The sequence below is a fragment of the Streptomyces sp. NPDC079167 genome (genome assembly GCF_040686735.1).
Lineage (GTDB): Bacteria > Actinomycetota > Actinomycetes > Streptomycetales > Streptomycetaceae > Streptomyces.
In genome coordinates this window covers 155,162-178,154 of sequence record NZ_JBFBLO010000004.1, presented here as the reverse complement: position 1 = coordinate 178,154, position 22,993 = coordinate 155,162, and the positions used below count along the sequence as shown (strand labels likewise).

The 22,993-nt window shown below is 72.6% G+C and carries 21 protein-coding genes; 6 read left to right on the top strand and 15 right to left on the bottom strand.

Features of this window, described 5'->3' with window-relative positions:
* Positions 1-175: 175 nt before the first annotated feature.
* A complete protein-coding gene (locus tag AB0P41_RS10725) occupies positions 176-1,000 on the top strand; it encodes a DUF1963 domain-containing protein (protein ID WP_356716356.1) in 825 nt (274 codons plus the stop codon).
* Positions 1,001-1,445: 445 nt separating this feature from the next.
* On the opposite strand, the gene AB0P41_RS10720 is transcribed toward AB0P41_RS10725, so the two are convergent.
* The 9 genes from AB0P41_RS10720 to infC all read right to left on the bottom strand — a co-directional run bounded on the left by AB0P41_RS10720 (position 1,446) and on the right by infC (position 11,394).
* Positions 1,446-1,976 carry an NUDIX domain-containing protein gene (locus AB0P41_RS10720; RefSeq protein WP_356716354.1) on the bottom strand — a complete coding sequence of 177 codons (531 nt, stop codon included), beginning with the start codon at positions 1,974-1,976 and terminating at the stop codon, positions 1,446-1,448.
* An 87-nt stretch (positions 1,977-2,063) separates the two neighbouring features.
* A complete protein-coding gene (locus AB0P41_RS10715) occupies positions 2,064-3,404 on the bottom strand; it encodes a transcriptional regulator (RefSeq protein ID WP_365931342.1) in 1,341 nt (446 codons plus the stop codon).
* Between the two features lie 359 nt (positions 3,405-3,763).
* A complete protein-coding gene (pheT, locus tag AB0P41_RS10710) occupies positions 3,764-6,274 on the bottom strand; it encodes a phenylalanine--tRNA ligase subunit beta (protein WP_365931341.1) in 2,511 nt (836 codons plus the stop codon).
* On the bottom strand, positions 6,274-7,401 hold the full coding sequence (gene pheS / locus AB0P41_RS10705) for a phenylalanine--tRNA ligase subunit alpha (protein WP_033304472.1): 1,128 nt from the start codon (positions 7,399-7,401) through the stop codon (positions 6,274-6,276). Before pheS ends, pheT begins: the two co-directional genes overlap by 1 nt.
* A 167-nt stretch (positions 7,402-7,568) precedes the next feature.
* Entirely contained in the window at positions 7,569-8,723 is a 1,155-nt protein-coding gene (locus AB0P41_RS10700; RefSeq protein WP_365931339.1) for an ATP-binding protein, read from the bottom strand.
* 139 nt (positions 8,724-8,862) lie between these two features.
* Positions 8,863-9,699 carry an RNA methyltransferase gene (locus AB0P41_RS10695; RefSeq protein WP_365931337.1) on the bottom strand — a complete coding sequence of 279 codons (837 nt, stop codon included), beginning with the start codon at positions 9,697-9,699 and terminating at the stop codon, positions 8,863-8,865.
* A gap of 162 nt (positions 9,700-9,861) precedes the next feature.
* Positions 9,862-10,245 (bottom strand): 50S ribosomal protein L20, encoded by a 384-nt coding sequence (gene rplT, locus AB0P41_RS10690; RefSeq protein WP_003970214.1) that lies wholly within the window; start codon positions 10,243-10,245, stop codon positions 9,862-9,864.
* A 114-nt stretch (positions 10,246-10,359) separates the two neighbouring features.
* The gene (gene rpmI / locus AB0P41_RS10685) at positions 10,360-10,554 is read right to left on the bottom strand and encodes a 50S ribosomal protein L35 (RefSeq protein ID WP_099176763.1); all 195 of its coding nucleotides are present in this window, start codon (positions 10,552-10,554) and stop codon (positions 10,360-10,362) included.
* A gap of 120 nt (positions 10,555-10,674) precedes the next feature.
* A complete protein-coding gene (gene infC / locus AB0P41_RS10680) occupies positions 10,675-11,394 on the bottom strand; it encodes a translation initiation factor IF-3 (RefSeq protein WP_329238475.1) in 720 nt (239 codons plus the stop codon).
* Between the two features lie 328 nt (positions 11,395-11,722).
* On the opposite strand from infC, the gene AB0P41_RS10675 reads away from it, so the two are divergent.
* Positions 11,723-12,088: a DUF1844 domain-containing protein gene (locus tag AB0P41_RS10675; protein ID WP_031097477.1), complete on the top strand. Its 366-nt coding sequence runs from the start codon at positions 11,723-11,725 to the stop codon at positions 12,086-12,088.
* A gap of 55 nt (positions 12,089-12,143) precedes the next feature.
* On the opposite strand, the gene AB0P41_RS10670 is transcribed toward AB0P41_RS10675, so the two are convergent.
* Complete coding sequence (locus AB0P41_RS10670) at positions 12,144-12,872, bottom strand: SseB family protein (RefSeq protein WP_365931335.1); 729 nt, start codon at positions 12,870-12,872, stop codon at positions 12,144-12,146.
* Positions 12,873-12,958: 86 nt separating this feature from the next.
* Between AB0P41_RS10670 and AB0P41_RS10665 the strand changes: the two genes are divergently transcribed.
* Positions 12,959-13,864 (top strand): serine hydrolase, encoded by a 906-nt coding sequence (locus AB0P41_RS10665; RefSeq protein WP_365931334.1) that lies wholly within the window; start codon positions 12,959-12,961, stop codon positions 13,862-13,864.
* Between the two features lie 18 nt (positions 13,865-13,882).
* On the opposite strand, the gene mycP is transcribed toward AB0P41_RS10665, so the two are convergent.
* Together mycP and AB0P41_RS10655 are read right to left on the bottom strand one after the other, a co-directional pair.
* Positions 13,883-15,109: a type VII secretion-associated serine protease mycosin gene (gene mycP / locus AB0P41_RS10660; protein ID WP_365931332.1), complete on the bottom strand. Its 1,227-nt coding sequence runs from the start codon at positions 15,107-15,109 to the stop codon at positions 13,883-13,885.
* Entirely contained in the window at positions 15,106-15,969 is an 864-nt protein-coding gene (locus AB0P41_RS10655; RefSeq protein ID WP_356716402.1) for a hypothetical protein, read from the bottom strand. The genes mycP and AB0P41_RS10655 overlap by 4 nt, the downstream gene beginning before the upstream one ends.
* A gap of 496 nt (positions 15,970-16,465) precedes the next feature.
* Here AB0P41_RS10655 and AB0P41_RS10650 point away from each other — a divergent pair, with 496 nt between their 5' ends.
* On the top strand, positions 16,466-17,668 hold the full coding sequence (locus AB0P41_RS10650; protein WP_365931330.1) for an amino acid deaminase/aldolase: 1,203 nt from the start codon (positions 16,466-16,468) through the stop codon (positions 17,666-17,668).
* A gap of 118 nt (positions 17,669-17,786) precedes the next feature.
* On the opposite strand, the gene AB0P41_RS10645 is transcribed toward AB0P41_RS10650, so the two are convergent.
* The 3 genes from AB0P41_RS10645 to AB0P41_RS10635 are packed head-to-tail and all read right to left on the bottom strand — an operon-like array spanning position 17,787 to position 21,325.
* Entirely contained in the window at positions 17,787-18,578 is a 792-nt protein-coding gene (locus AB0P41_RS10645; RefSeq protein WP_356716335.1) for a 3-oxoacyl-ACP reductase, read from the bottom strand.
* Positions 18,579-18,584: 6 nt separating this feature from the next.
* A complete protein-coding gene (locus AB0P41_RS10640; RefSeq protein WP_365931328.1) occupies positions 18,585-19,955 on the bottom strand; it encodes an aldehyde dehydrogenase family protein in 1,371 nt (456 codons plus the stop codon).
* Between the two features lie 8 nt (positions 19,956-19,963).
* The gene (locus AB0P41_RS10635; protein WP_365931327.1) at positions 19,964-21,325 is read right to left on the bottom strand and encodes a glutamine synthetase family protein; all 1,362 of its coding nucleotides are present in this window, start codon (positions 21,323-21,325) and stop codon (positions 19,964-19,966) included.
* A gap of 74 nt (positions 21,326-21,399) precedes the next feature.
* On the opposite strand from AB0P41_RS10635, the gene AB0P41_RS10630 reads away from it, so the two are divergent.
* Positions 21,400-22,137 (top strand): FCD domain-containing protein, encoded by a 738-nt coding sequence (locus AB0P41_RS10630; protein ID WP_365931325.1) that lies wholly within the window; start codon positions 21,400-21,402, stop codon positions 22,135-22,137.
* Between the two features lie 112 nt (positions 22,138-22,249).
* The gene (locus AB0P41_RS10625; RefSeq protein WP_356716327.1) at positions 22,250-22,963 is read left to right on the top strand and encodes a gamma-glutamyl-gamma-aminobutyrate hydrolase family protein; all 714 of its coding nucleotides are present in this window, start codon (positions 22,250-22,252) and stop codon (positions 22,961-22,963) included.
* Positions 22,964-22,993: the final 30 nt, after the last annotated feature.

Sequence of the window (22,993 nt, the reverse complement as noted above, 5' to 3'; positions counted from 1 at the left end):
GGACGCGGGCCGGCTCGCCGGAGGACGGGCTCGGGCTTCTACCCGTACGACTGACCGCCGGGGGGCGTTACTTGCGGTCAGGGCCGTGTACGGCCCGAAGGGTCTCGTCTCCCACTGCCGGCCCGGCACCGCGCCGGAGCGCCCACGTGTCAGTACCCGCCACTATGTTCACCGCATGAAACCCGAGATGCTCGACAAGGCGAACCGGTTCCGCGAGAAGGCACTCGCGGGCGGCGTCCCGTCCGCCGAGGTGGAGAGGTGGCTCGAGGCCGCCCGCCCCTGCGCCACCCTGGCGTCCACCGTGGAGGGGCCGGTCGTGGGCCACTTCGGCGGGCCCGATCTGCTTCCCGCCGGCACTCCCCAACTCCCGGCAGGGCTGAACCTGATAGCGATGCTGGACCTCGCCGCGCTGCCCGACGACGCGACGACTCTGGTACTGCCCCCCGACGGCCGGCTCCTCTTCTTCGCCCGGCTCCATCCCGACGACCTCGACGCTTCCGGCCGGGTGATGTACGTCCCCGCCGGCACGCCTCTCGAGGAACGTCCTGGGGGCGACGGTTATGACCGTGCAGAGCTACGGCTGAAGTACGACCTCTCCCTGCCGGACAACGAGGTGCTCATCGACCCCGTCGAGCATCCGCATGCCAAGGAACTGCGCCGGGCCTGGTCAGACGTGCTGTACGAGGACAGGCAGCATCGCGACGAGACTCACCTGCAGATCGACGGATACTCCAGGGACTCCTACGGCGAGGACGACCCCATCACCGCGTCCGCCGCCATGGCGGCCCAGGCGGCAGGCAAGCCGGAGGGCAGGCGGGCCAGCCCATGGGCACGGCCTCGTTCCGACGACTGGGCGCTTCTCGCTCAGTGGTACGGCGGCGTCCTGGACTTCGGCGGCCTCCACATCGGCGGTGACGTCTTCTGGACGATCGCGAGGAAGGACGCGGAGGCGCGGCGCTTCGACCAGGTGACCGTCCTGGGGTGCTTCGAAGGCCCGTGAGTTGATGTCCGATTCCGGCTGATGCTTGTGGCGGGGATGCGGGTCGCGGGCTTCGGCTGCCCGTACATCCCGTACATGACGGATCGCCACGCTCGGGGCGGTCTGCTGGGCAGCGTGCGACGGGTTGCCGGAGCTCGGCGTGCCGGCCTCCGCCGCGGCGGGCCTGGGCGGCGAGGAGGACGAGGCCGTCTTCTCCACCAGTCGTTCCCGAGCTGGGCGGATACCTCGGCCGGCGGCTTCGTAGCGCCGGCGAACGCCCCGATCAGAGGATGCGTCGTTCCGCCGTACGGCACTCCGTCCGGTACCGGACGACTGTCGAGAGGTACTCGTGCGGCCTCGGAGGCACTCCGGCCGGGTTTCCGGCCCTACGGGTGAACCGTACGCGTGGGAGCGGCGGTCGCCCCCGTCGGCCCTTCCGGACCACCCGCCGCTCCGTCGTGGGGCGTCAGCCCAGCCGCATGTGATGGAGCATCAGCAGTCCGGCCGCCATGTTGGCCGCCGGTATCTCTCCACGCGCGACCATGTCCGGCACAAGCTTGAGCGGGACCCACTCACGGCGCGAGGACTCGAAGGCGTCCGCCGGATGGCCGGTGTACGTCGCCTCCCGGGACCAGAAGAGGTGGTGCCGGGCGTCGACGAGGCCGTTGGCCGGTTCCACGGTCATCAGCGGTCGCAGCTCGCCGGGGCGCCATCCGGTCTCCTCCTCCATCTCGCGCGCCGCCGCGGCGGCGATGTCCTCGCCGTCCTCGACCACACCCGCGGCGAGCTCCCAGCCCCAGCTGTCGGTGATGAACCGGTGCCGCCACAGGAGCAGGACCTCGTTGGCCTCGTTGACGACGGTCGCCGCGGCCACGGGCCTGAGGCGGATGAGGAAGTGGTCGAGATGGCGGCCGTCGGGGAGGACGACATCCGCCAGATTGACCCGGAACCAGCGGTTCTCGTACACAGTTCGTTCATTCAAGTTCGTCCACTGCACAGTTCTGCCACCTTCCGACTGGTCGATGGCAATATCGGAGCAGGGTCCGCCCCGCAGGGGAACGCGCGGACGCTCCCCCGACGAGGCTCACAGAGGCACGCGCAGCGCCCCGTCGATGAGGCCGGCCGCCGCCGCGGCGTCGGCGCTGCCGCTCGCGGCCAGATGTTCCCGTACGGAGCGGAGCCGGTCCCGGAGCCGCTGGGACTCCGTACCCCGAGCGCGTTCGGCCATTTCCGAGGCGGTGCGGGCCGCCTTGTCCGCCTCGCCCTGGAGCAGTTCGAGATGTGTCAGCATGGCGAGCCGGTGCACGGTCCCCCGGTCGTGCGCCGGGGAGCGTACCGCGACGGCCGCGTGCTCCCGGGCACCGGGGAGGTCCCCCAGACACAGCAGCGCCTCCGCCACCTGGACGTTGACGAGACCCGGCTGGACATATCCGGTCTCGTCCGGCTCGCCCCCGCTCCGGATGCGGACGGCCTCGGCCTCGGCGCGGCCGATGCACTCCAGGGCGCTGCGGTGGTCGCCGAGCTGGGCGTAGGCCTTGGCCTGCATCGCGTGCAGATCGGTGGCGAGCGCGGGCGTGATGTGCGGGCCCGCCGCGCGCAGTGCGGCCTCGGCGAAGGCCACGGACCGGCGGAATTCGGCGAGGTGCAGCGACTGGTTGACGAGCAGCGCGATCACATAGCCGCCGAGCCCCCGGTCCCCGCTGGCCTTGGCCAGGCGGAGCGCCTGGTGGAAGTAGCGCTGGGCGAGACCGTGGGCGTCGGAGTCGTAGGCGCAGATACCGGCGACGGCCACCAGTCCGGCGGTCGCCCGGTGGAGGCGGCGGCCCATGGCGTCGCTGTACCCGCCGCGCAGCAGCGGCGCGGTCTCGGCGTTGAGGAAGCCGACGATGCGGGGCCTGGTCGCGATGCCCCCCGCCTTTCTGTACATCTGTTCGTAGTGCGCCCGGGCCGCGCGCAGCGTCTCTATGTCCGCCATGCTCACGCGGGACGGCCCGGGGCGTGAGACGTCGGTGTCCTCGGGCGGGTTCTCCCACTCCCAGACCGGCATCACGGCTGTCGTGCCCGTGACGGCGGGGGCGGTGGCGAGGTGGGGACGCTGCTGTTCGTCCGAGCGCCACAGGGCCGTCGCGTGCTCGACGAACCCGCACAGGCCCGCGCTCCGGGCCGCCGTGTGGACACCGGAGATCCCCATGCCGATGTCGTCGAGCGTGACGGGACGGCCCAGCCGGCCGGCCAGCACCTCGCAGATCAGGTCGGGGACCTGCCCGCGCGGGCGCTGGCCCCTGAGCCAGCGGGCGACCGCCGTGTGCTCGTACCGCAGGCACAGCCCGCGGGCGCGGCCGGCCTGGTTGACGTGACCGGCGAGCCCGGCGCGGGACACACCCGCCTCGCCGATCAGGGATTCGAGCAGGACATTGGGCTCCATCGCCCCCCCATGTGCGCGTCGCGATGAGCCTAGTGGAGCACGATTCACACGGGGTGTGAACGGAATGCCCGAACCGTCCTCCTGTGCGCTCTGCCGCGCCGGGGCGCCGCTCGGTTGAATGAGCTCCTCGCAAGAGGCGGCCGGGTCGTCGGCTCCCCCTCGTAACAGTTCGACGACCCGCCCCCGCGCCGTTCGTCCTGCCGGCCTGCCCGACACTCCGTGGCAGGGCGGGCGGCGCCGGACCGCACAGCCCACTGCCCCGATGACAGGAGGCCCGTGTGCGGCCCCAGGGCCGCCCCGCGAGAACAGAAGGGGCGTATCCGGTGGCCGGATACGCCCCTTCTCGACTCCGTTACGCCCTACGCGCCGCGCAGTACCGCGCCGGTGCGCTCGGCGGCCAGCGCGACCGCGGTGTCGCGGGCCGCGGTGGCCTCCTCCACGGTCAGCGTGCGGTCCGGGGCACGGAACCGCAGCGCGTACGCCAGGGACTTGTTGCCCTCACCGATCTGCTCGCCGGTGAAGACGTCGAAGAGCCGCAGCGATTCGAGCAGACCGCCGGCGCCTTCGCGCAGGGCCTTCTCCACCGCGTCTGCGGGCACGTCCGAGGCGACGACGAGCGCGACGTCCTGGGTCGCCACCGGGAAGGTGGAGATCCGGGGCGCCTGGAGCGTGCCGTCGACCGCCTGCTCCAGGACGTCGAGCTCGACCTCCATGGCGCAGGTCCGCTCGGGCAGGTGGAGCTCCTTGATGACGCGCGGGTGCAGCTCGCCCGCGTGTCCGAAGAGGGTCTCCTCGCCGTCGACCGTGACGTACAGCGCGGCGCAGCGGCCGGGGTGCCACGGTGCGTGCCGGTCGGCGCGGACCGTCACCTCGACGCCCGCCTCACGGGCGATGGTGCGCGCCGCCTCGACGGAGTCCGCCCAGTCGGCGGGGCGGCCCCTGCCCCACCAGCCGGCCTGCTCGCGGGCGCCCGCGAGGACGACGGCGGCCCGGCGAGGCTGACGCGGGAGCGCCGCGTCCAGTCCGGCGATCTCCTCGTCCGTGGGACGGCGGTCGACGGGCAGCCGGACGGCCTTGGTCTCCTCGCCGGTCGGCCTGAAGACCAGACCGGTCTCGAAGAGCGCCAGGTCGTGGCTGCCCCGGCCGTCGTTGCGCCGCAGGGCGCCGAGCAGGCCCGGCAGCAGCGTCGTGCGCAGCGCGGGCTCCTCGTCGGAGAGCGGATTGACGAGGGTGACCGTACGGCGGCGGGCGTCGTCCTTCTCCAGGCCGAGCTGGTCGAGGACGGCGTCGCCGATGAACGGGTAGCTCAGCGCCTCGACGTAACCGGCGCCCGCGAGGGCACGGCCGACGCGGCGGTGCAGCCGCTGGCGGTCGGTGAGCCCGCGTCCGGAGGGCGGGGTCGGCAGGGTCGAGGGGAGGTTCTCGTACCCCTCCAGCCGGATGACCTCTTCGGCCAGGTCGTTCGGCTCGGCGAGGTCGGGGCGCCAGGACGGCACCGTGACGATCAGCTCGTCCTGGCCGTAGACGTCGCAGCCGACCTGCTGGAGACGGCGTACGACGGTCTCGCGGCCGTACTCCACTCCGGCCACCCGGTCGGGGTGGTTCGCCGGCATGGCGATGGTGCGGGGTGCGGACGGGGCGGTGATCTCCGTGACGCCGGCCTCGGCCGTGCCGCCCGCGAGGAGGACCAGCAGGTCGACCGTGCGCTGCGCGGCAGCGGCGGCGGCCTGCGGGTCGACACCGCGCTCGAAGCGCTTGGACGCCTCGGAGCTCAGCTTGTGGCGGCGCGCGGTCCGGGCGATGGCGATCGCGTCGAAGTGAGCCGCCTCGATGACGACCTCGGTGGTCCCGGAGTCCTCGGCGTGGTCGGCGATCTCCGTGTCGGCACCGCCCATGACGCCCGCGAGGCCGATCGGCCCGCGGTCGTCGGTGATGACCAGGTCCTGGGCGTCCAGGACACGCTTGGCACCGTCGAGCGTGGTGAGCTTCTCGCCCTGCTGGGCACGGCGCACCCCGATCGTCCCCGCGACACGGGTGCGGTCGTAGGCGTGCAGCGGCTGGCCGAGCTCCAGCATCACGTAGTTGGTGATGTCGACGGCCAGCGAGACGGTGCGCATGCCGGCCTTCTGCAGCCTGCGCTGCATCCAGATCGGGGAGCGCGCCTCGGGCCGCAGGCCGGTGACCGTACGCGCGGTGAAGTTGCTGCATCCGAACGGGTCGGAGACCTTCACCGGGTAGCCGTGCGCGTTGGGCGGGGGCACGTCCAGGAGCGCGGGGTCGCGCAGCGGCAGCCCGTACGCGATGGCGGTCTCGCGGGCGACGCCGCGCATCGAGAGGCAGTAGCCCCGGTCCGGCGTGACGGCGATGTCCAGGACCTCGTCGACGAGCTCGAGGAGCTCGATCGCGTCGGTGCCGGGCTCGAACTCCGGCGGCAGCACGATGATGCCGTGCGTGCCGTCGTCGCCCATGCCGAGCTCGTCGGTGGAGCAGATCATGCCGTGCGAGGTCTTGCCGTACGTCTTGCGCGCGGCGATGGCGAAGTCACCGGGCAGGACGGCGCCCGGGAGGACCACGACGACCTTGTCGCCGACGGAGAAGTTGCGGGCGCCGCAGACGATCTCCTGCGGCTCGCCGGTGCCGTTGGCGGTGCCGACGTCGACGGTGCAGAAACGGATGGGCTTCTTGAAGCCCTCCAGCTCCTCGATGGTCAGGACCTGTCCGACGACCAGCGGGCCCTTGAGGCCGGCGCCGGTCTGCTCGACGGTCTCGACCTCGAGGCCGACGGAGACGAGCTTGGCCTGTACGTCACGGCCGGTCTCCGTCGCCGGCAGGTCGACGTATTCCCGCAGCCAGGAAAGCGGGACGCGCATCAGATCTCCATCCCGAACGGCCGGGTGAACCGGACGTCGCCCTCGACCATGTCTCGCATGTCCTCGACGTTGTGGCGGAACATCAGCATCCGCTCGATGCCGAACCCGAAGGCGAATCCGCTGTACTTCTCGGGGTCGACGCCACAGGCGACGAGCACCTTGGGGTTGACCATGCCGCAGCCGCCGAGCTCGATCCAGCCCTCGCTGCCGCAGGTGCGGCAGGGGCGGTCCGGGTTGCCGACGGACTCGCCGCGGCAGACGTAGCAGACCATGTCCATCTCGGCGGACGGCTCGGTGAACGGGAAGAAGTTCGGCCGCAGCCGGGTCTTCATGTCCGGGCCGAAGAGCGCCTGGACCATGTGGTCCAGGGTGCCCTTGAGGTCGGCCATGGTGAGGCCCTCGTCGACGGCGAGCAGCTCGATCTGGTGGAAGACCGGGGTGTGCGTGGCGTCGAGCTCGTCGGTGCGGTAGACCCGGCCGGGGCAGACCACGTAGACGGGGGGCTTACGGCTGAGCAGCGAACGGGCCTGCACGGGTGAGGTGTGCGTCCGCAGCACGACACCGGACTCGTCGCCCTTGGCGCCGTCGGCGCCCTGCACGAAGAAGGTGTCCTGCATCTGCCGCGCCGGGTGGTCGGGCACGAAGTTCAGGGCGTCGAAGTTGAACCACTCCGCCTCGACCTCGGGGCCCTCGGCGATCTCGTAGCCCATGGCGACGAAGACGTCGGCGACGCGCTCCATGATGGTCGTCAGGGGGTGGCGCGCACCGGCCGGGGTGCGGTCGTAGGGCAGGGTGACGTCCACCGCCTCCTCGACCAGCACCCGGGCGTCACGCTCGGCCTCCAGCTCGGCCTGGCGGGCTGCCAGCGCCTTGGAGACGGCGCCGCGGGCCTGGCCCACGCGCTTGCCCGCCTCGGCCTTGGCCTGCGGCGGCAGGGCGCCGATCTCGCGGTTGGCGAGCGACAGGGGCGAGGTACCACCGGTGTGCGCGGTCTTCGCCTGGGCGAGCGCGTCGAGGTCGCCCGCGGCGGCGAAGGCGGCGAACGCCTCGTCCCGCATGCGCTCGATCTCTTCCGGTTTCAGTGCCTCGACCTCGACTGGGTCGTACGACTTGTTCGGTGCCGACATCTCTTCCCGTGCTTCCGATTGGCTGGTGGCGACCTGGCTCGACGACTGAGGACGCAAAGGTGCCAAAAGTCGAGTCTACGGGCCGCCGGGAGGCGAAGAAGCCCGTGGGCCGCCCAGGCCCTCCCGTCGCCCACCGCCGCCCCGTCCGATTCGCTGCGCGAAACCCCTTATTTCATGTAGGCCGGCATGCTCACGGGCAGGAGAAATCGGAACTGGGCGCCGCCGCCGGGTGCCCGGGCGACGGTGATCGTCCCGCCGTGCGCCTCGACGATGCCCTTGACGATGTACAGGCCCAGGCCGGTCCCGCCGCGCTTGCTCCCCCGCCAGAAGCGGGTGAAGACGCGGGCCATCGACTCCTCGGGGATGCCGGGCCCTTCGTCGCTCACGGTGACCGCCGTTCCACTCTCGTCGTCCTGGCCCGGTGCGGATGCGGGGGCGATATCGATAGTGACGGTTCCCTCGCCGTGCCGCACCGCGTTTTCCAGCAGGTTGCCCAGGACCTGGTCGACCTTGTCGGGGTCCGCCCAGAGCGCGGGCAGCGGCTGCCGGGTGTGGACGAGGAAGCGGTCGGGCGCCTGGCCGTTCGCCGTGTGCGCCTGGATGTGGCGTTCTACGGCCGCGGCGATGTCGACGGGCTGGCGGCGCAGCTCGAGCCGGCCGGAGTCGATACGGGAGATGTCGAGCAGCTCGGCGATGAGCCGGGTGACCCGGTTGGCATCGGCGTCGACGGTCTCCAGCATCAGCCGCTTCTGGTCGTCGGTGAACCGCTCCCACTTGGCCAGCAGCGTGGCGGTGAACCCCTTGACCGAGGTCAGCGGGGAGCGCAGCTCATGGGCGACGGTGGCGATCAGCTCGGCGTGACTGAGCTCGGTGCGCCGGCGCGCCTCGGTGCCGCGCAGCGACACGACGAGCCGGCGGACCGGGCCGGTCGGGGTCTCTCGGACGTACCGGGCGGAGACCAGGACCTCCCGGCCACCGGGAAGCAGCAGATTCCGCTCGGGCTGGCCGACCCGGGTGGCGAGGCCGCCGTACGGGTCGGTCAGGGCCCACCAGCGGCGTCCCTTGAGGTCTTCGAGGGGCAGTGCCTGGTCAAGGGGGTGGCCGAGCGCCTCGGCCACGGGGGTGGCGGTGATCCGGGCCGCGGCCGCGTTGAAGCAGACGACCGTGCCTGTCTCGTCGGCGACGACGAGCCCGTCCGGCAGATCGTCCGGGTCGATGCCCGTCGCGAGGGCCCCGACGGCCTGGCTTTCGCCGGCCCCGTCGGAGAGGGCGCGCACGGCGGCCGTGTGTGTCGCTCGCGGCCTGCTCATGCCGACAGCCATCCTCCCGTACCCCACCTCTCGAACCGGTGCAGTGGGCCCCCGAGTTCGTCACCCTACTAGGGCTTGGCGGGCGGGCGACACCCTTGGGGGCGGGCCCGGCGGGGAGTGACGCGTATCGATCGGTGGGGACGGGCCGGGGTCAGCGTGCCCGCCGCGGGCGCTGGGCCCGTGCGGAGGCGTAGAGGCAGACGGCGGCGGCGGTGGCGAGGTTGAGGCTTTCGGCCTTTCCGTGGATCGGGACCCGGACCACGGCGTCGGCCAGGGCGCGGGTCTCCTCGGGGAGGCCCCACGCCTCGTTGCCGAACACCCAGGCGGTGGGCCCGCCCATGGTGCCCGCGTCGAGCTCGTCGTCGAGGTCGTCGCCCGCGCCGTCGGCCGCCAGGATGCGCACCCCGGCGTCCCGGAGCCCTTGCACGGCCTGCTCCACGGGCACCCCGACGGCCACCGGCAGATGGAAGAGGGAGCCGACGGAGGCACGGACGGACTTGGGGTTGTAGAGGTCCACGGAGGCGTCGGTGAGCACCACCGCGTCCGCGCCGGCGGCGTCCGCGCAGCGCAGCACCGTGCCGGCGTTGCCGGGGTCGCGTACGTGGGCGAGGACGGCGACCAGGGTGGGCTTCGCGGCGAGGATGTCCTCGAAGGGCGAGTCGAGGAACCGGCAGACTCCGATCAGCCCCTGCGGGGTGACGGTCTGCGAGACCTCGGCGAGCACGTCACCGTCCGCGAGGTGGACGCGGGCGCCGGCTCCGCGGGCTGCGTCGATGATGTCGGCGTACCGGTCTGCCGCCTCGACGGTGGCGAAGAGCTCGGTCAGCGTGGGCTCGCCGTCGGTACCCCGGTGCGCGGCGGCCTCCCGCACCGCCTGCGGCCCCTCGGCGATGAACCTGCGCTCCTTGCCGCGGAAGTTGCGCCTGACCAGCCGGCGTGCGGCGGCGATTCGCGGTGACCGCGCGGAGATCAGTTCGGGGGTGCCCATGGTCGGCGGCGAGCCTCTCTGCGTAGGTCAGCTTCTCTGCGTACGTTTCTCTGCGTACGGCTGACTACGTACGCGACACGTGCTGCAACGCACCGGACCCGCAGACGGCGCGCGCCTGCGGGTCCGGCTCGAAACGCTGGAACGACGGAAGTACTGCCTGGATCAGGCGGCCTTCGGGGCGTTGACGTCGCTCGGGAGGGCCTTCTGGGCGACCTCGACGAGGGCGGCGAACGCGTTGGCGTCGTTGACCGCGAGCTCGGCCAGGATCTTGCGGTCCACCTCGATGTTGGCGGCCTTCAGACCCTGGATGAGGCGGTTGTACGTCATGCCGTTCTGGCGGGCGGCCGCGTTGATGCGCTGGATCCAGAGCTGACGGAAGTCGCCCTTGCGCTTCTTGCGGTCGTTGTAGTTGTAGACCAGGGAGTGGGTGACCTGCTCCTTGGCCTTGCGGTACAGGCGCGAACGCTGACCGCGGTAACCGCTGGCGGCCTCGAGGATCGCCCGGCGCTTCTTGTGGGCGTTTACCGCCCGCTTGACGCGTGCCACTTTTAACTCCTTGCAGCGGGGTCAGGTGGTCGAAGTGAGGACTCACCGGACCCGGAAACGAATTGGTCCCGGTCGGATCGAGGTCGCGCCTCCGGGTTCACCGGAGGCGGCGCCTCACTTGCCGAGAAGCTTCTTGACCTTCTTGGCGTCGGCCGGAGCCACGACGACCGTGCCGGTCAGCGAGCGGGTCTTCTTCGAGGACTTGTGCTCGAGCAGGTGGCGCTTGCCGGCCTTCTCGCGCAGCACCTTGCCGGAGCCCGTGATCTTGAAGCGCTTGCTGGCACCGCTGTGCGTCTTGTTCTTCGGCATCGCGCCGTTATCTCCTCGTCAGTGGCGCCCCTCTCGGTGCGGGCACCGGACTGCAGGGGCGTCAGATCTTTGGGTGGTTTCCGAGGGACCCGGGGGCGCCTGGGTGGCGGCCCCCGGAGGTCACGCCTCGGAAGGTGTCTCGGCCGGAGCCTCGGCCGCTGCGGCCGGGGCCTCAGCGGTGTCACCCTCGGACTCGGCGTCGGGGGTGGTCCCCTGGCGCTCCGCCTTGCGGGCGGCCTGGGCCTCGCGGGCTTCGGCCATGGCTTCGGTCTTCTTCTTGTGCGGGCCCAGAACCATGATCATGTTCCGGCCGTCCTGCTTCGGGTTGGACTCGATGAACCCGAGGTCCTCGACGTCCGAAGCGAGACGCTGGAGCAGCCGGAAGCCCAGCTCGGGGCGGGACTGCTCACGACCACGGAACATGATCGTGATCTTGACCTTGTCCCCCTGCTTGAGGAACCGGACGACGTGACCCTTCTTGGTGTCGTAGTCGTGCGGGTCGATCTTCGGCCGGAGCTTCATTTCCTTGATGACCGTGTGCGCCTGGTTCTTGCGCGCCTCACGGGCCTTCATGGCCGACTCGTACTTGAACTTCCCGTAGTCCATGAGCTTGCACACGGGGGGACGGGCTGTCGCCGCCACCTCGACCAGGTCGAGGTCGTACTCCTGTGCGAGCTCCAGGGCCTTGGCAAGCGGAACAATCCCGACCTGCTCGCCGCTGGGACCGACAAGTCGCACCTCGGGAACGCGAATCCGGTCGTTGATGCGGGGCTCGGCGCTGATGGATCCTCCTCGGTAGCACCACGCGACCGCCTGGCGGACAGCCGCGTAACGTCTTATGTATGACCAACCGAGCCGGGAAACAGAAACGCCCCGGACGGGACACAGGCGGGGCTCCTGGAACTACCGGAACACCGCCGCGTGCAACCGCGGGGCGCAATCGGGCGGCCCCATCGTCCGTACGGAACGATGGCTGCCACCTGACCGGTGACCCGCCGTCCCTGAGGACGGTCAGGTGGGAGATCGGAGCCTCCACTTGTGGGCCGAGCACATAGGTGTCCGGCCGGTCGTTACACAAGGTTAGCAGCTCCCCCGGGGTACGGCGAACCGGCTGCCGGGACGGCTCCCGCAGGAGGAGCCGCGTGGGCGTGGCCTTATCGTGTGGGGCATGAGCGACGCGACCACCCCCAGCACCGAGAACCCCGGCTTCGACGACATGGCCCGCGACATCGCGGAGGTTCCCGCGGTCGAGGTGATCGTGACCGTCGCCGTCAATCTGATGAGCGCGGCAGCCGTGAAGCTCGGCCTGACCGAGGAGGGCGAGCAGCACAAGGACCTGGACGAGGCGCGCAAGCTGGTCCAGGCGCTGGCCGGGCTGCTCGACGCGAGCGCCACCGAGATCAGCACCTTCCACGCCTCGCCGCTGCGCGACGGCCTGAAGTCGCTCCAGCTGGCCTTCCGTGAGGCCTCGCTCGTGCCGGACGAGCCGGGCCAGGGCCCGGGCGAGAAGTACACCGGTCCCGTCTACGGCTAGTTCCTCCGCACGCACGCGAGCCCGCCGCCCGTACCGGGCGGCGGGCTCGCGTGCGTCAGCGGCTGAACAGCGGCTCGCCCGGGGCCACGGCGTCGGCCGGCAGCAGCGCCAGGTCGATTCCGCGCACCAGCCGGGCGCGCAGCACCTCGCTGGCGGACAGCGCGTCCGCGACCCGTCGGGCGGCGTCGCCGACCACGGCGTCCGGGGAGAGGACCAGGGCCAGCGTGCCATCGGCCTGCCCGGGGCCCAGGTGGGCACGGATCACCGCGGGCTCGGCGGCGACCGCGTCCCGCACCGCGGCGACGACCGCCGGGTCGTCGAGCGGGTCCGTGCTGGTGCGGTTCTCCGCCAGGGCGAGCAGCGCCGGGCCGGTCAGCTCGAAGGCGATGGGCCCCGCGAGGTCGAGCACCACCGTGTCCGCCTTCTCGTGCGCGGCCGCCTGCAGCGCCTGGTGCAGGGGTACGGCGACGGGGCGCGCCTGCGGGTCCCAGCGGGCCAGCGAGGCGGTGGAGGTGAAGGCGGGCAGGGCGCGCCGGTCCCCGGCCTGCAGGGTCGGCACGGCCATGTCGCTGGTCTTCTCGCGGCGCAGGCCGTTCTCGTCCTCCTCGACCTCGCCGAGCACGGCGACGACCGGTACCAGCAGCCGGGCGTCGCGGAGCGCCGCGAGGACCGGGCCGACCGCCGTCCTGTCGTCGGCCCACGCCGCGAGGGCCGCCGTCAGTTCGGGCGAGGCAGTGCCGTCGTCGTCGGAGAAGCCGGGGTCCGGGATGTTCTTGAGCGCCACAGGACGAGCGTAGTGGGTGGGGTCTCTCACCTGGGCGACAGGTCGGGCACAGGCCGCTGCCAGCCGGGCTGCCTAGCGTCCGGGCCATGCCCCGTCACAGAACGCGCAGGCCCGCGCTGTCCGGCCTCGTGACCGCCGCCGTCCTGCTGCTGGCCGGTTCCGCCGCGGGAGGCGCGTACCTCGTGGCCCGCTCGCCGGATGACGCGCACGCGGCCGTGACCGCCGTATCGTCCGCCTCGAGCCCGTCGGCCACGGCGGGCCGGAGCGAGGAGCCCGAGGTGGATCTCGACGCGGAGCTGGCCGAGGCGCTGGCGTCCTCGGCGGACGGCGCCGATGTGTCGGTGGCCGTGCTGGACACGGAGAGCGGCGCCCGTGCCGCGTACGGGGACGGGGCGTACGACGCCGCGAGCATCGTGAAGGTCGACATCCTGGCGGCGCTGCTCCTGAAGGCGCAGGACGAGGACCGGGAGCTGAACGGCGCCGAACAGGCGTACGCGGAAGCCATGATCAGGCGCAGCGACAACACCTCGGCCACCGAGCTGCTCAAGGTGCTCGGCGGGGAGGAGGCCCTCGACGCGGCCAACGGGCGGCTGGGACTGACCGGGACACGGGCGGCCCACGCATGGGGTCTGACCCAGACGACGGCGGCCGACCAGGTGCGGCTGCTGGAGGCGGTCTCCGGGACGGATTCGGAGCTGTCGGCGGCCTCGCGGGCGTACATCACGGAGCTGATGGGGCAGGTCGAGGCGGACCAGCGGTGGGGGGTCTCCGCTGCGGGCACGGACGCGGTGCTGAAGAACGGCTGGATGCCCAGGACGACGACCGGGCTGTGGGACGTCAACAGCATCGGACGGGTGACGAGCGGCGGGCACACCCTGCTGGTGGCGGTGCTGTCGCGCGGGCACGCCACGAAGGAGGGGGGCATCGATCTGGTGGAGTCCGTCGCGAGGACGGCGGTGGGCGTGGCCGGTGCGGCGAGCGGATCCGGGTGAGGCAGATTCGCTGTTCGCTCAGCGGACGGGGTGGGTGGGGAACGGGTTGTGTCCGGGCGGGGCGGCCCCGCCGCCGGCCCCCCTGCCGCGCCACAGCACGACGGCCAGGGCGAGGAGCACGGCTCCGAGACCGCCCGCCGCCGGGGCCAGCCAGCCGGCGGGGTCCCGGTCACCTCCCTGCGGGGCGGGCCCGGAGCCGAAGTACTCCTTGCGGTAGCCGGCCTTCGCGGACCGGGCGCCCAGCCCGTCGGGGCGCAGCTTCGCCCCCGCCTTGATCGCCGCGGCGGGATCGACCATGCCGTAGCCCCTGGCGTCGTCGCGGCCCCCGGAGGGCGCGTTGCCCGCGGTGTCGGTGATCAGGGTCTTGATCTGTGCCGGCGAGAGGCCCGGGTGCGCGGCGCGTACGAGGGCCACGGCCCCGGAGACGAACGCGGACGCGGCGGACGTGCCCCACTCGATGTAGTAGTGCCGGTCGGGGTTGGCCACGACGATGTCGACGCCGGGCGCGCTGACGGTGGCGTACCAGCGGCGGGTGGAGAACGCGGCGTGCGTGCCGTACTCGTCCACGGCCGCTGCGGCGATCACACCGGGATAGGCGGCGGGGTAGGAGATCCGGTCGCCCTTCTCCCCGCTGTTGCCCGCGGAGGCGACGATGGCGACGCCCTTGCCGAGGGCGTACTGCACGGCGGCGTCCTCGCCGGGCTCGGGGTGGGCCGACTCGCTGTCGTCGCCGAGGGAGAGGTTGATGACGTCGGCGCCGTGGTCGGCCGCCCAGCGGATGCCGTCGGCGAGCGCGGTCCCGCGCGACTCGCGGGCCTTGGCGCGCGACGGGTCGCCGGACTCGAGGATCACGCGTACGGGAAGGATCTTCGCCTCCGGGGCGATGCCGAGGACGCCGTCCTCCCGGCCGGGGCCGTTTCCGCGGCCCGCGATGATGCCGGCCATGGCGGTGCCGTGCAGAGCCCAGGAGCGGTCGCCCCGTCCGGCCCCGAAGCCGATGAGGTCCTTGCCCGGGAGTACCTGCCCGGCGAGGTCGGGGTGGTCCTCGTCGACCCCGGTGTCCAGGACCGCAACCGTGACGCCCTCGCCCTTGGTGGTCTCCCAGGCCGTCCGGGCGTGGAGGGCTTCCAGGCCCCACTGCTGGTCGCGGATGGCGTCCGCCTGGGCGGGTACGGCGGGCAGCAGCGCGAAGGCGGTGGCGGTGGCCACGGCGGCGAGCGCCCGCAGCCGGCGGGGGCGGGTCATTCCGGCTGCTCCGTGAGGTCGGTGACGGTCCTGCGCAGGGTGCGCTCGACCCGGTCGGCGACGCCCTTCGCCTCGTGGCCGAGCCCTGCCTGGGCCGGGGCGGTCGTGGCGTCGGCGGCCATGGCCGCCTCGGCGGGCTGCGGCTCGGCGACCGCCCGGCCGTCGGCGAAGCCGGAGACGGCGAACACCACGACGGGCAGCTCAGTCAGGACATGGACGGTCCAGCTGGCACGCTGCCGGTCACCGAAGCCCGCGGCGACGGTGCCCTTGACCGGGTAGGTACGGGGCATCAGGTCGGCGCGGTCGGCGAGGCGCTGTGTGGTGAACCGGATGTCGAGCGCGCCCATGGCGTCGGCGTCGCCCTCGGTGAAGACCATGCCGACGGTGGTGACGCTGCTGCGCGTGGCGTCGGTGTAGGTGGCGCGCACCAGGCGTTCGCAGCCGACGGGGCGGAGCGTCGTGAGCAGCAGCGGGTCCAGGCCCGCCCCGCAGCCGCTGTCGCTCGCGACGGCGACCCTCGTCCAGACGCGGTCGGTCGCTCCGGGGCCCGCGCCGTCGCCCTTGAGGGTGGCCGGGAAGAGGGTTTCGACGGGCACACTGTGCCAGACCGAGCGGCCCACGGAGTACGCGCTCGCGACGCCGGGCTCGGCGGCGGAGTCGCCGGTGAGCCAACTGCCGGTGATGGCGCCGCCGATGAGCCCGAGGCCGAGCACGGCGCAGATCGCGGCGGCCGCGGTCCTGACGCGGCTCCTGGCCTTGACAGGGCGGAGCCGGGTGGTGGTCTCGGCGGGCGTCTCGGCGTACGCGTAGTAGGCGCCGGGCGGGGCCGGGGCGGCGCCGGGGCGCGGCGTGAGGTCCACGGCGCCGACGGGCCTGCGCCTGGTGGCGGGGGGCGGTGGCGGTGGGCCGGGCGGGGCGGGCGGCACGGGGCGGAGCCGGGCGGTGGTCTCCACCGGCGGCACGGGCGCGGGCGGCACGGGTCCGGCGGGCGGGGCCGGGCGCACCGGCTCGGCACGCGGGGCCGGGGGTGCGGGGGGCGCAGGCGTGCTGCTGCCGGGAGCCGGCGGTGCGGGCTCCGGAGGGACCGGCGGCACGGCCGCGGTGCCGGGTATGGGCGGAGGGGTGGCCGGGCGGGGCGGCACTGGAGCGCGCTGCGCCTCGGTACTCATCCGTCCCCCTGGTCCACGTCCCCGCACCGCCCACGGACCGCCGTTGCGCACGGGCCCGTCGGTCGATCGTGTGACGGTCACTCTACGGGGTGGGCGCCACCCCGTGGGAACGGGACAGGGGCGTGCGGGACGATCTGCACCGAACGTCCCCTACCCAGTGGTACGGCCGTCTGGCAAGCTGCGGGCCATGACTGCCCGCACCGCTGACCGGAGCCGTTACAACCGTGCCACCGCCCATCTCGACGCCCCGGTGGCCGTCGTCGACCTCGACGCCTTCGACGCCAACGCCGACGACCTGGTGCGCCGGGCGGCCGGGAAGCCCATCAGGGTGGCGAGCAAGTCGGTACGCTGCCGGGCCCTTCTGGAGCGGGTGCTCGCGCGTCCCGGCTTCGCGGGGATCATGTCGTTCACGCTCGCGGAGTCGCTGTGGCTGGCCCGCGCCGGCTTCGACGACGTACTGCTGGCCTACCCGTCGGCCGACCGGTCCGCGTACGCCGGACTGGCGGCCGACCCGAAGCTCGCGGCGGCCGTGACGGTGATGGTGGACGACCCCGCGCAGCTGGAGCTGATCGACGCGGCGCGGGCGGGCGGCACCGAGGAGATCAGGGTCTGCCTGGAGCTGGACACCTCGCTGCGGCTGCTCGGTGGCCGGGTCAGGATCGGCGCTCTGCGTTCCCCTCTCCGCTCCCCCGCCCAACTCGCCGAGCTGGCCCGCTCGGTGGACCGCAGGCCGGGCTTCCGGCTGGTGGGCCTGATGGCGTACGAGGGTCATGTCGCCGGGGTGGGCGACTCGATCGCCGGCCGGCCGCTGCGTTCGCGCGCGGTCCGGCTGATGCAGGCGGCGGCCCGCAGGGAACTGGCGGCCCGCCGCGCGGAGGTCGTGCGGGCGGTCCGCGCGGTGGCACCCGGCCTGGAGTTCGTGAACGGCGGCGGCACCGGCAGCGTGCAGCACACCGCCGCCGAGTCGGCGGTGACGGAGATCGCGGCGGGTTCCGGTCTCTACGTACCGAGGCTGTTCGACAACTACACGTCGTTCAGGGGGCGTCCGGCGGCCCTGTTCGCGCAGCCCGTGGTGCGGCGGCCCGGCGTGGGCGTGGTGACGGTGCTCGGCGGCGGCTACCCGGCGTCCGGGGCGGCGGGCGCGGACCGGCTGCCGGTGCCGTATCTGCCCGAGGGTCTGCGCTACGACCCGCAGGAGGGCCCGGGCGAGGTCCAGACCCCGCTGCTCGGCGCACCGGCGGACGACCTGCTGATCGGTGACAAGGTGTGGTTCCGGCACGCCAAGGCGGGCGAGCTGTGCGAGCGCTTCGACGAACTGCGGCTGATCGAGGGCGACCGGATCACGGCCACCGTGCCGACGTACCGCGGTGAGGGCCGCACGTTCCTGTAGCCGTCGCAGCAGAAGCTCCCGGTCCAGGCCGTGCGGTCCCACCGTCGCCCGGTGCCGGGCACGTTCGTGTCCGGGTAGCCGGGCGGATCGCCTTGCTCGTGCCGCCGCCCTGGAGACGTCAGTCGAGCGGGGTCACGTACGCCCCCGAGATCCCGCCGTCGACGAGGAAGTCGGTGGCGTTGACGAACGAGGAGTCGTCGCTCGCCAGGAAGGCGACGGCCGCCGCGATCTCCGTGGCCTCGGCGAACCGGCCGAGCGGGATGTGGACGAGCCTGCGGGCGGCACGCTCCGGGTCGGTGGCGAACAGCTCCTGGAGCAGGGGGGTGTTGACCGGGCCGGGGCACAGGGCGTTGACCCGGATCCCCTCGCGGGCGAACTGCACCCCGAGTTCGCGGGACAGGGCGAGGACGCCGCCCTTGGACGCGGTGTACGAGATCTGGGAGGTCGCCGCCCCCATCCGGGCCACGAAGGACGCGGTGTTGATGATGGAGCCGCGGCCCTGGCGCCTCATGTAGGGGAGGGCGGCCTTGCAGCAGAGGTAGACGGAGGTGAGGTTGACGTCCTGGACGCGTTTCCAGGCCTCCAGACCTGTGGTGAGGATGGAGTCGTCCTCGGGCGGCGAGATGCCCGCGTTGTTGAAGGCGATGTCGACGGAGCCGTAGGTGTCGTCCGCCGCGGCGAAGAGCGCCTCGACCTGGCCGGGGTCGGTGACGTCGACACGTACGAAGGTGCCTCCCGCCTCCTTCGCGGCGGCCTTGCCCGCGCTCTCGTCGATGTCTCCGCAGACGACGTGCGCCCCTTCCGAGGCCAGCCGGCGGGCGGTGGCGAGGCCGATGCCGCTGCCCGCCCCGGTGATGACGGCGGTGCGGCCGGTCAGGCGGCGGCAGATGTTCCCCTGGTCGGTGCTCATGTGTGGTCAGCCCTCCGTGCCGATGAAGACGTTCTTGGTCTCGGTGAAGGCCGCGAGAGCGTCGGGCCCCAGTTCGCGGCCGAGTCCGGACTGCTTGTAGCCGCCGAACGGGGTCCAGTAGCGGACGGCGGAGTGGGAGTTGACGGACAGGTTCCCGGCCCGGACGGCCTGGGAGACCCGCAGGGCGCGGCCCACGTCGCGGGTCCAGATGGAGCCGGCCAGACCGTGTTCGGTGGCGTTCGCCAGCCGGACCGCGTCGTCCTCGTCCTCGTCCTCGAAGGGCAGGACGACGGCGACCGGGCCGAAGACCTCCTCGGTGGCCACGGGGGCGCCGGGGGCGATCTTGGTGAGGACGGTCGGGGGGAACCAGAAGCCGGGGCCGGTGGGCGCGCTGCCCCGGATGCCGTCCGCGTCCCGGGGTACGTAGGCGCGGACGCGCTCCAGTTGGGTCCGGGAGATCAGCGGGCCCATCTGTGTCTTCTCGTCCGACGGGTCCCCCACGACGACGGACGCGACGGCCGGGCCGAGGACCTCCAGGAAGCGGTCGTACGCGGACCGCTGGACCAGGATGCGGGTGCGGGCGCAGCAGTCCTGTCCCGCGTTGTCCAGGAAGGACATGGGCGCGGCGGCCGCTGCGGCCTCGATGTCGGCGTCGGCGAAGACGATGTTGGGGCTCTTGCCGCCGAGTTCGAGGGTCAGCCGCTTCACCCGGGCCGCGCATCGGGCCATGATCTGCTTGCCGACGCGGGCCGACCCGGTGAAGACGATCTTGGACACCCCCGGGTGTTCGACGAGGGCGTCGCCCGCCACGTCCCCCGCGCCGGGCAGCACCTGGAAGAGGTGTTCGGGGAGGCCGGCGTCGAGAGCGATCCGGGCCAGCCGGAGAGCGGTGAGCGGGGTGGTCTCGGCCGGCTTGAGGAGGACGGCGTTGCCGGCGGCGAGGGCGGGAGCGGTGCCCCAGGCGGCGATCGGCATGGGGAAGTTCCAGGGTGCGATCACCCCGACGACGCCCAGTGGTTCGAGGAACGTGAGGTCGATGCCGCCGGGTACGGGGATCTGGCGGCCCGTCAGGCGTTCCACTCCCCCGGCGGCGTAGTCCAGCAGGTCCCGGACGTTGGCGGCCTCCCAGCGCGCGTTGCCCAGGGTGTGGCCGGCTTCGGTGACCTCCAGGCGGGCCAGTTCCTCGGCGTGTTCGTCGACGAGGACGGCGAAGCGGCGCAGCAGCCTGGCGCGGTCGGCGGGCGCCAGGGCGGCCCAGGTGCGCTGGGCGGTCGCGGCGCGGGTGACGGCGGTGTCCACCTCGGCGACGGTGGTGGCGGGGACGGTGGCGACGAGTTCCTCGGTCGCCGGGTTCAGGACGCGGTGTTCGTGGTTCACGGGCTGCCTCACAGACGTTCGAAGGAGCGGCGGAGCTCCCAGTCGGTCACCGCTGCGTCGAAGGCCTCCAGTTCGACGCGCGCCATGTTGCGGTAGTGCGCGACGACGTCGTCGCCGAAGGCCTCGCGGGCCACCTCGCTGTCCTCCCAGAGGGCTGCGGCCTCGCGGAGCGTGGCCGGGACCTGGTCGTATCCGGCGGTGTAGGCGTTTCCCTCGCAGGCGTCGGGGAGCTCCAGTCCGCTCTCGATGCCGTGGAGCCCTGCGGCGACGAGGCCTGCGACGGCGAGGTACGGGTTGACGTCACCGCCGGGCAGCCGGTTCTCGAAGCGCATCGAGCGGCCGTGGCCGACGACGCGCAGGGCGCAGGTGCGGTTGTCGTGGCCCCAGGCGACGGCGGTCGGGGCGAAGGAACCGGGCTGGAACCGTTTGTAGGAGTTGATGTTCGGCGCGTACAGCAGGGAGAAGTCGCGCAGGGCGGCGAGCTGACCGGCGAGGAAGTGCCGCATCACGGGCGACATCGTGCCGTCCTCACCCGCCATGACGCTCTGTCCCGCGGTGTTCTGGAGCGAGAGGTGGATGTGGCAGGAGTTGCCCTCGCGCTCGTTGAACTTGGCCATGAAGGTGAGCGAGACGCCTTCCTGGGCGGCGATCTCCTTGGAGCCCGTCTTGTAGACGGCGTGCTGGTCGCAGGTGACGAGGGCCTCGTCGTAGCGGAAGACGATCTCGTGCTGGCCGGGGTTGCACTCGCCCTTGGCGGACTCGACGCTCAGTCCGGCGGCCGCCATCTCGTTGCGGATGCGGCGCAGCAGCGGTTCGACGCGGCCGGTGCCGAGGACCGAGTAGTCGATGTTGTACTGGTTCGCCGGGGTGAGGCCGCGGTAGTCGCGGTCCCACGCCTCCTCGTAGGTGTCCTTGAAGACGATGAACTCGAGTTCCGTGCCGACGTGGGCGGTCAGTCCGTGTGCGGCGAGCCGCTCCAGCTGCCGCCGGAGGATCTGACGGGGGGCGGCGGCGACCGGCGAGCCGTCGTCCCAGGCGAGGTCGGCCATGACCAGGGCGGTCCCCTCGTGCCAGGGGATCAGGCGCAGGGTCGTGAGGTCGGGGCGCATCGCGAAGTCGCCGTAGCCGTTGGACCAGGAGGACATGGCGAACCCGTCGACGGTGTTCATGTCCGTGTCGACGGCGAGCAGGTAGTTGCAGCCCTCCGTGCCGTGCTCCAGCACCTCGTCGAGGAAGAACGACGCCGCGAACCGTTTGCCCTGCAGCCTGCCCTGCATGTCGGTGAAGGCGAGGACCACGGTGTCGATCTCACCGCGCTCGACGAGCACGCGCAGCTCGTCGGTCCCCAGCGGGGGTGTTCGGTCTGCCACGGGATACTCCTCGTTCGGTCAGCCGGAAGGCTTAAGGTATGGGAGAAAACCATTGGGGGGAAGGGAATCAGGACGTGGCGGAAGAGTCAGGGCAGCCCGCGTCCTCCGGCGGGCCGCTGCCCGCACTGCGGCCGGTCCGCGCGGGCAACGGGTTCGAGGAGGCGCTGGAGCAGATCCTCCAGGTGGTCCGGCTCGGCCTGGTGCCCGGCGGCGGGCGGCTGCCGGCCGAGCGCGAGCTGGCCGGACTTCTCGGAATCAGCCGCGTCACCCTGCGCGAGGTCCTGAGGGTCCTTCAGGACCAGGGTCTGGTCGAGGCCCGGCGCGGCCGGTACGGCGGTACGTTCGTGCTCCCCCGCACCGGCCCGGCCGACGGCGACGAGCTGCGCCGCCGGGTGGCGGACGTCGACCTCGAGGACGTCCTGCTCTTCCGCGAGGTCCTGGAGTCGGGGGCGGCCGGGCTCTGCGCGGCGCGCGGCCTCGACGAGGAGGGGGCGGGCCGGCTGCGTACGGCTCTGGCGGCGACACACGAGGCACCTCTGCCCGACTACCGCAGGATCGACACCCTTTTCCATCTGACGCTGGCCGAGCTCTCCGGCTCCCCCTCCCTGGCCGCCCGGTACGCGGCCGTGAGGGCGAGCGTCAACGGCCTGCTGGGCTGCATCCCCCTCCTGGTACGGAATCTCGAACATTCGCAGCATCAGCACACGGCCCTCGTCGCCGCGGTGCTCGACGGTGACGAGGCGGGCGCGCGGGCGGTGATGCGTGAGCACTGCGCGGGGACCGCCGCACTGCTCCGCGGCTTCCTGGCTTGAACCCGCCCTTCCGGATCACTGCTCTTGCGTGACGGCCCCGTACGAACAAAGGTATGACGCGACACCATTGCACCGGGCCGGCCGGCAGACCGGCCGCCGGAGGGACCGCACCATGCACGAACCGCTCATCGGCGTCACGACCTATCTGGAGCCGGCGGCTCGCTGGGGCGTCTGGGAACTCCCCGCGGCGGTGCTTCCCGCCGCCTACCCCGCGCTGGTCCAGCGTTCCGGCGGACTCGCCGCACTGCTGCCGCCGGACGACCCGGCGAAGGCGGCGGCCGTGCTTTCCCGGGTGGACGGCCTCGTGATCGCGGGCGGCGCCGACGTCGACCCCGGACTGTACGGCGCGGAGCGCGACTTCAGGACGGGCCCGCCGGCCCATGAGCGCGACACCTGGGAGGTGGCCCTGTTCCGCGCGGCGCGGGAGGCCGGCACTCCGGTGCTCGGGATCTGCCGGGGCATGCAGCTGCTCAACGTGGCACTCGGCGGCACACTGACCCAGCATCTGGACGGCCACGCGGGCCCGTTCGGCAAGGCCGGCGTCCTCGGCGAGCACACGGTGACCCCGGTCCCCGGCACCCTGTACGCCTCACTCGTGTCCGAGGAGGCGTCCGTACCCACGTACCACCACCAGGCCGTGGACCGGCTCGCACCGGGTCTGGTGGCCTCCGCGCACGCGGCGGACGGCACGGTCGAGGCGGTCGAACTTCCGGGCGCGCAGTGGGTGCTGGGCGTGCAGTGGCACCCGGAGATGGGTGACGACCTGCGGATCATGCGGGCCCTGGTCGCGGCGGCCCGGGCGGGGGCGGCCGTACCCTCCGCCTGAGGCACGGCACCCGGCGAGCGGGATCCCGTG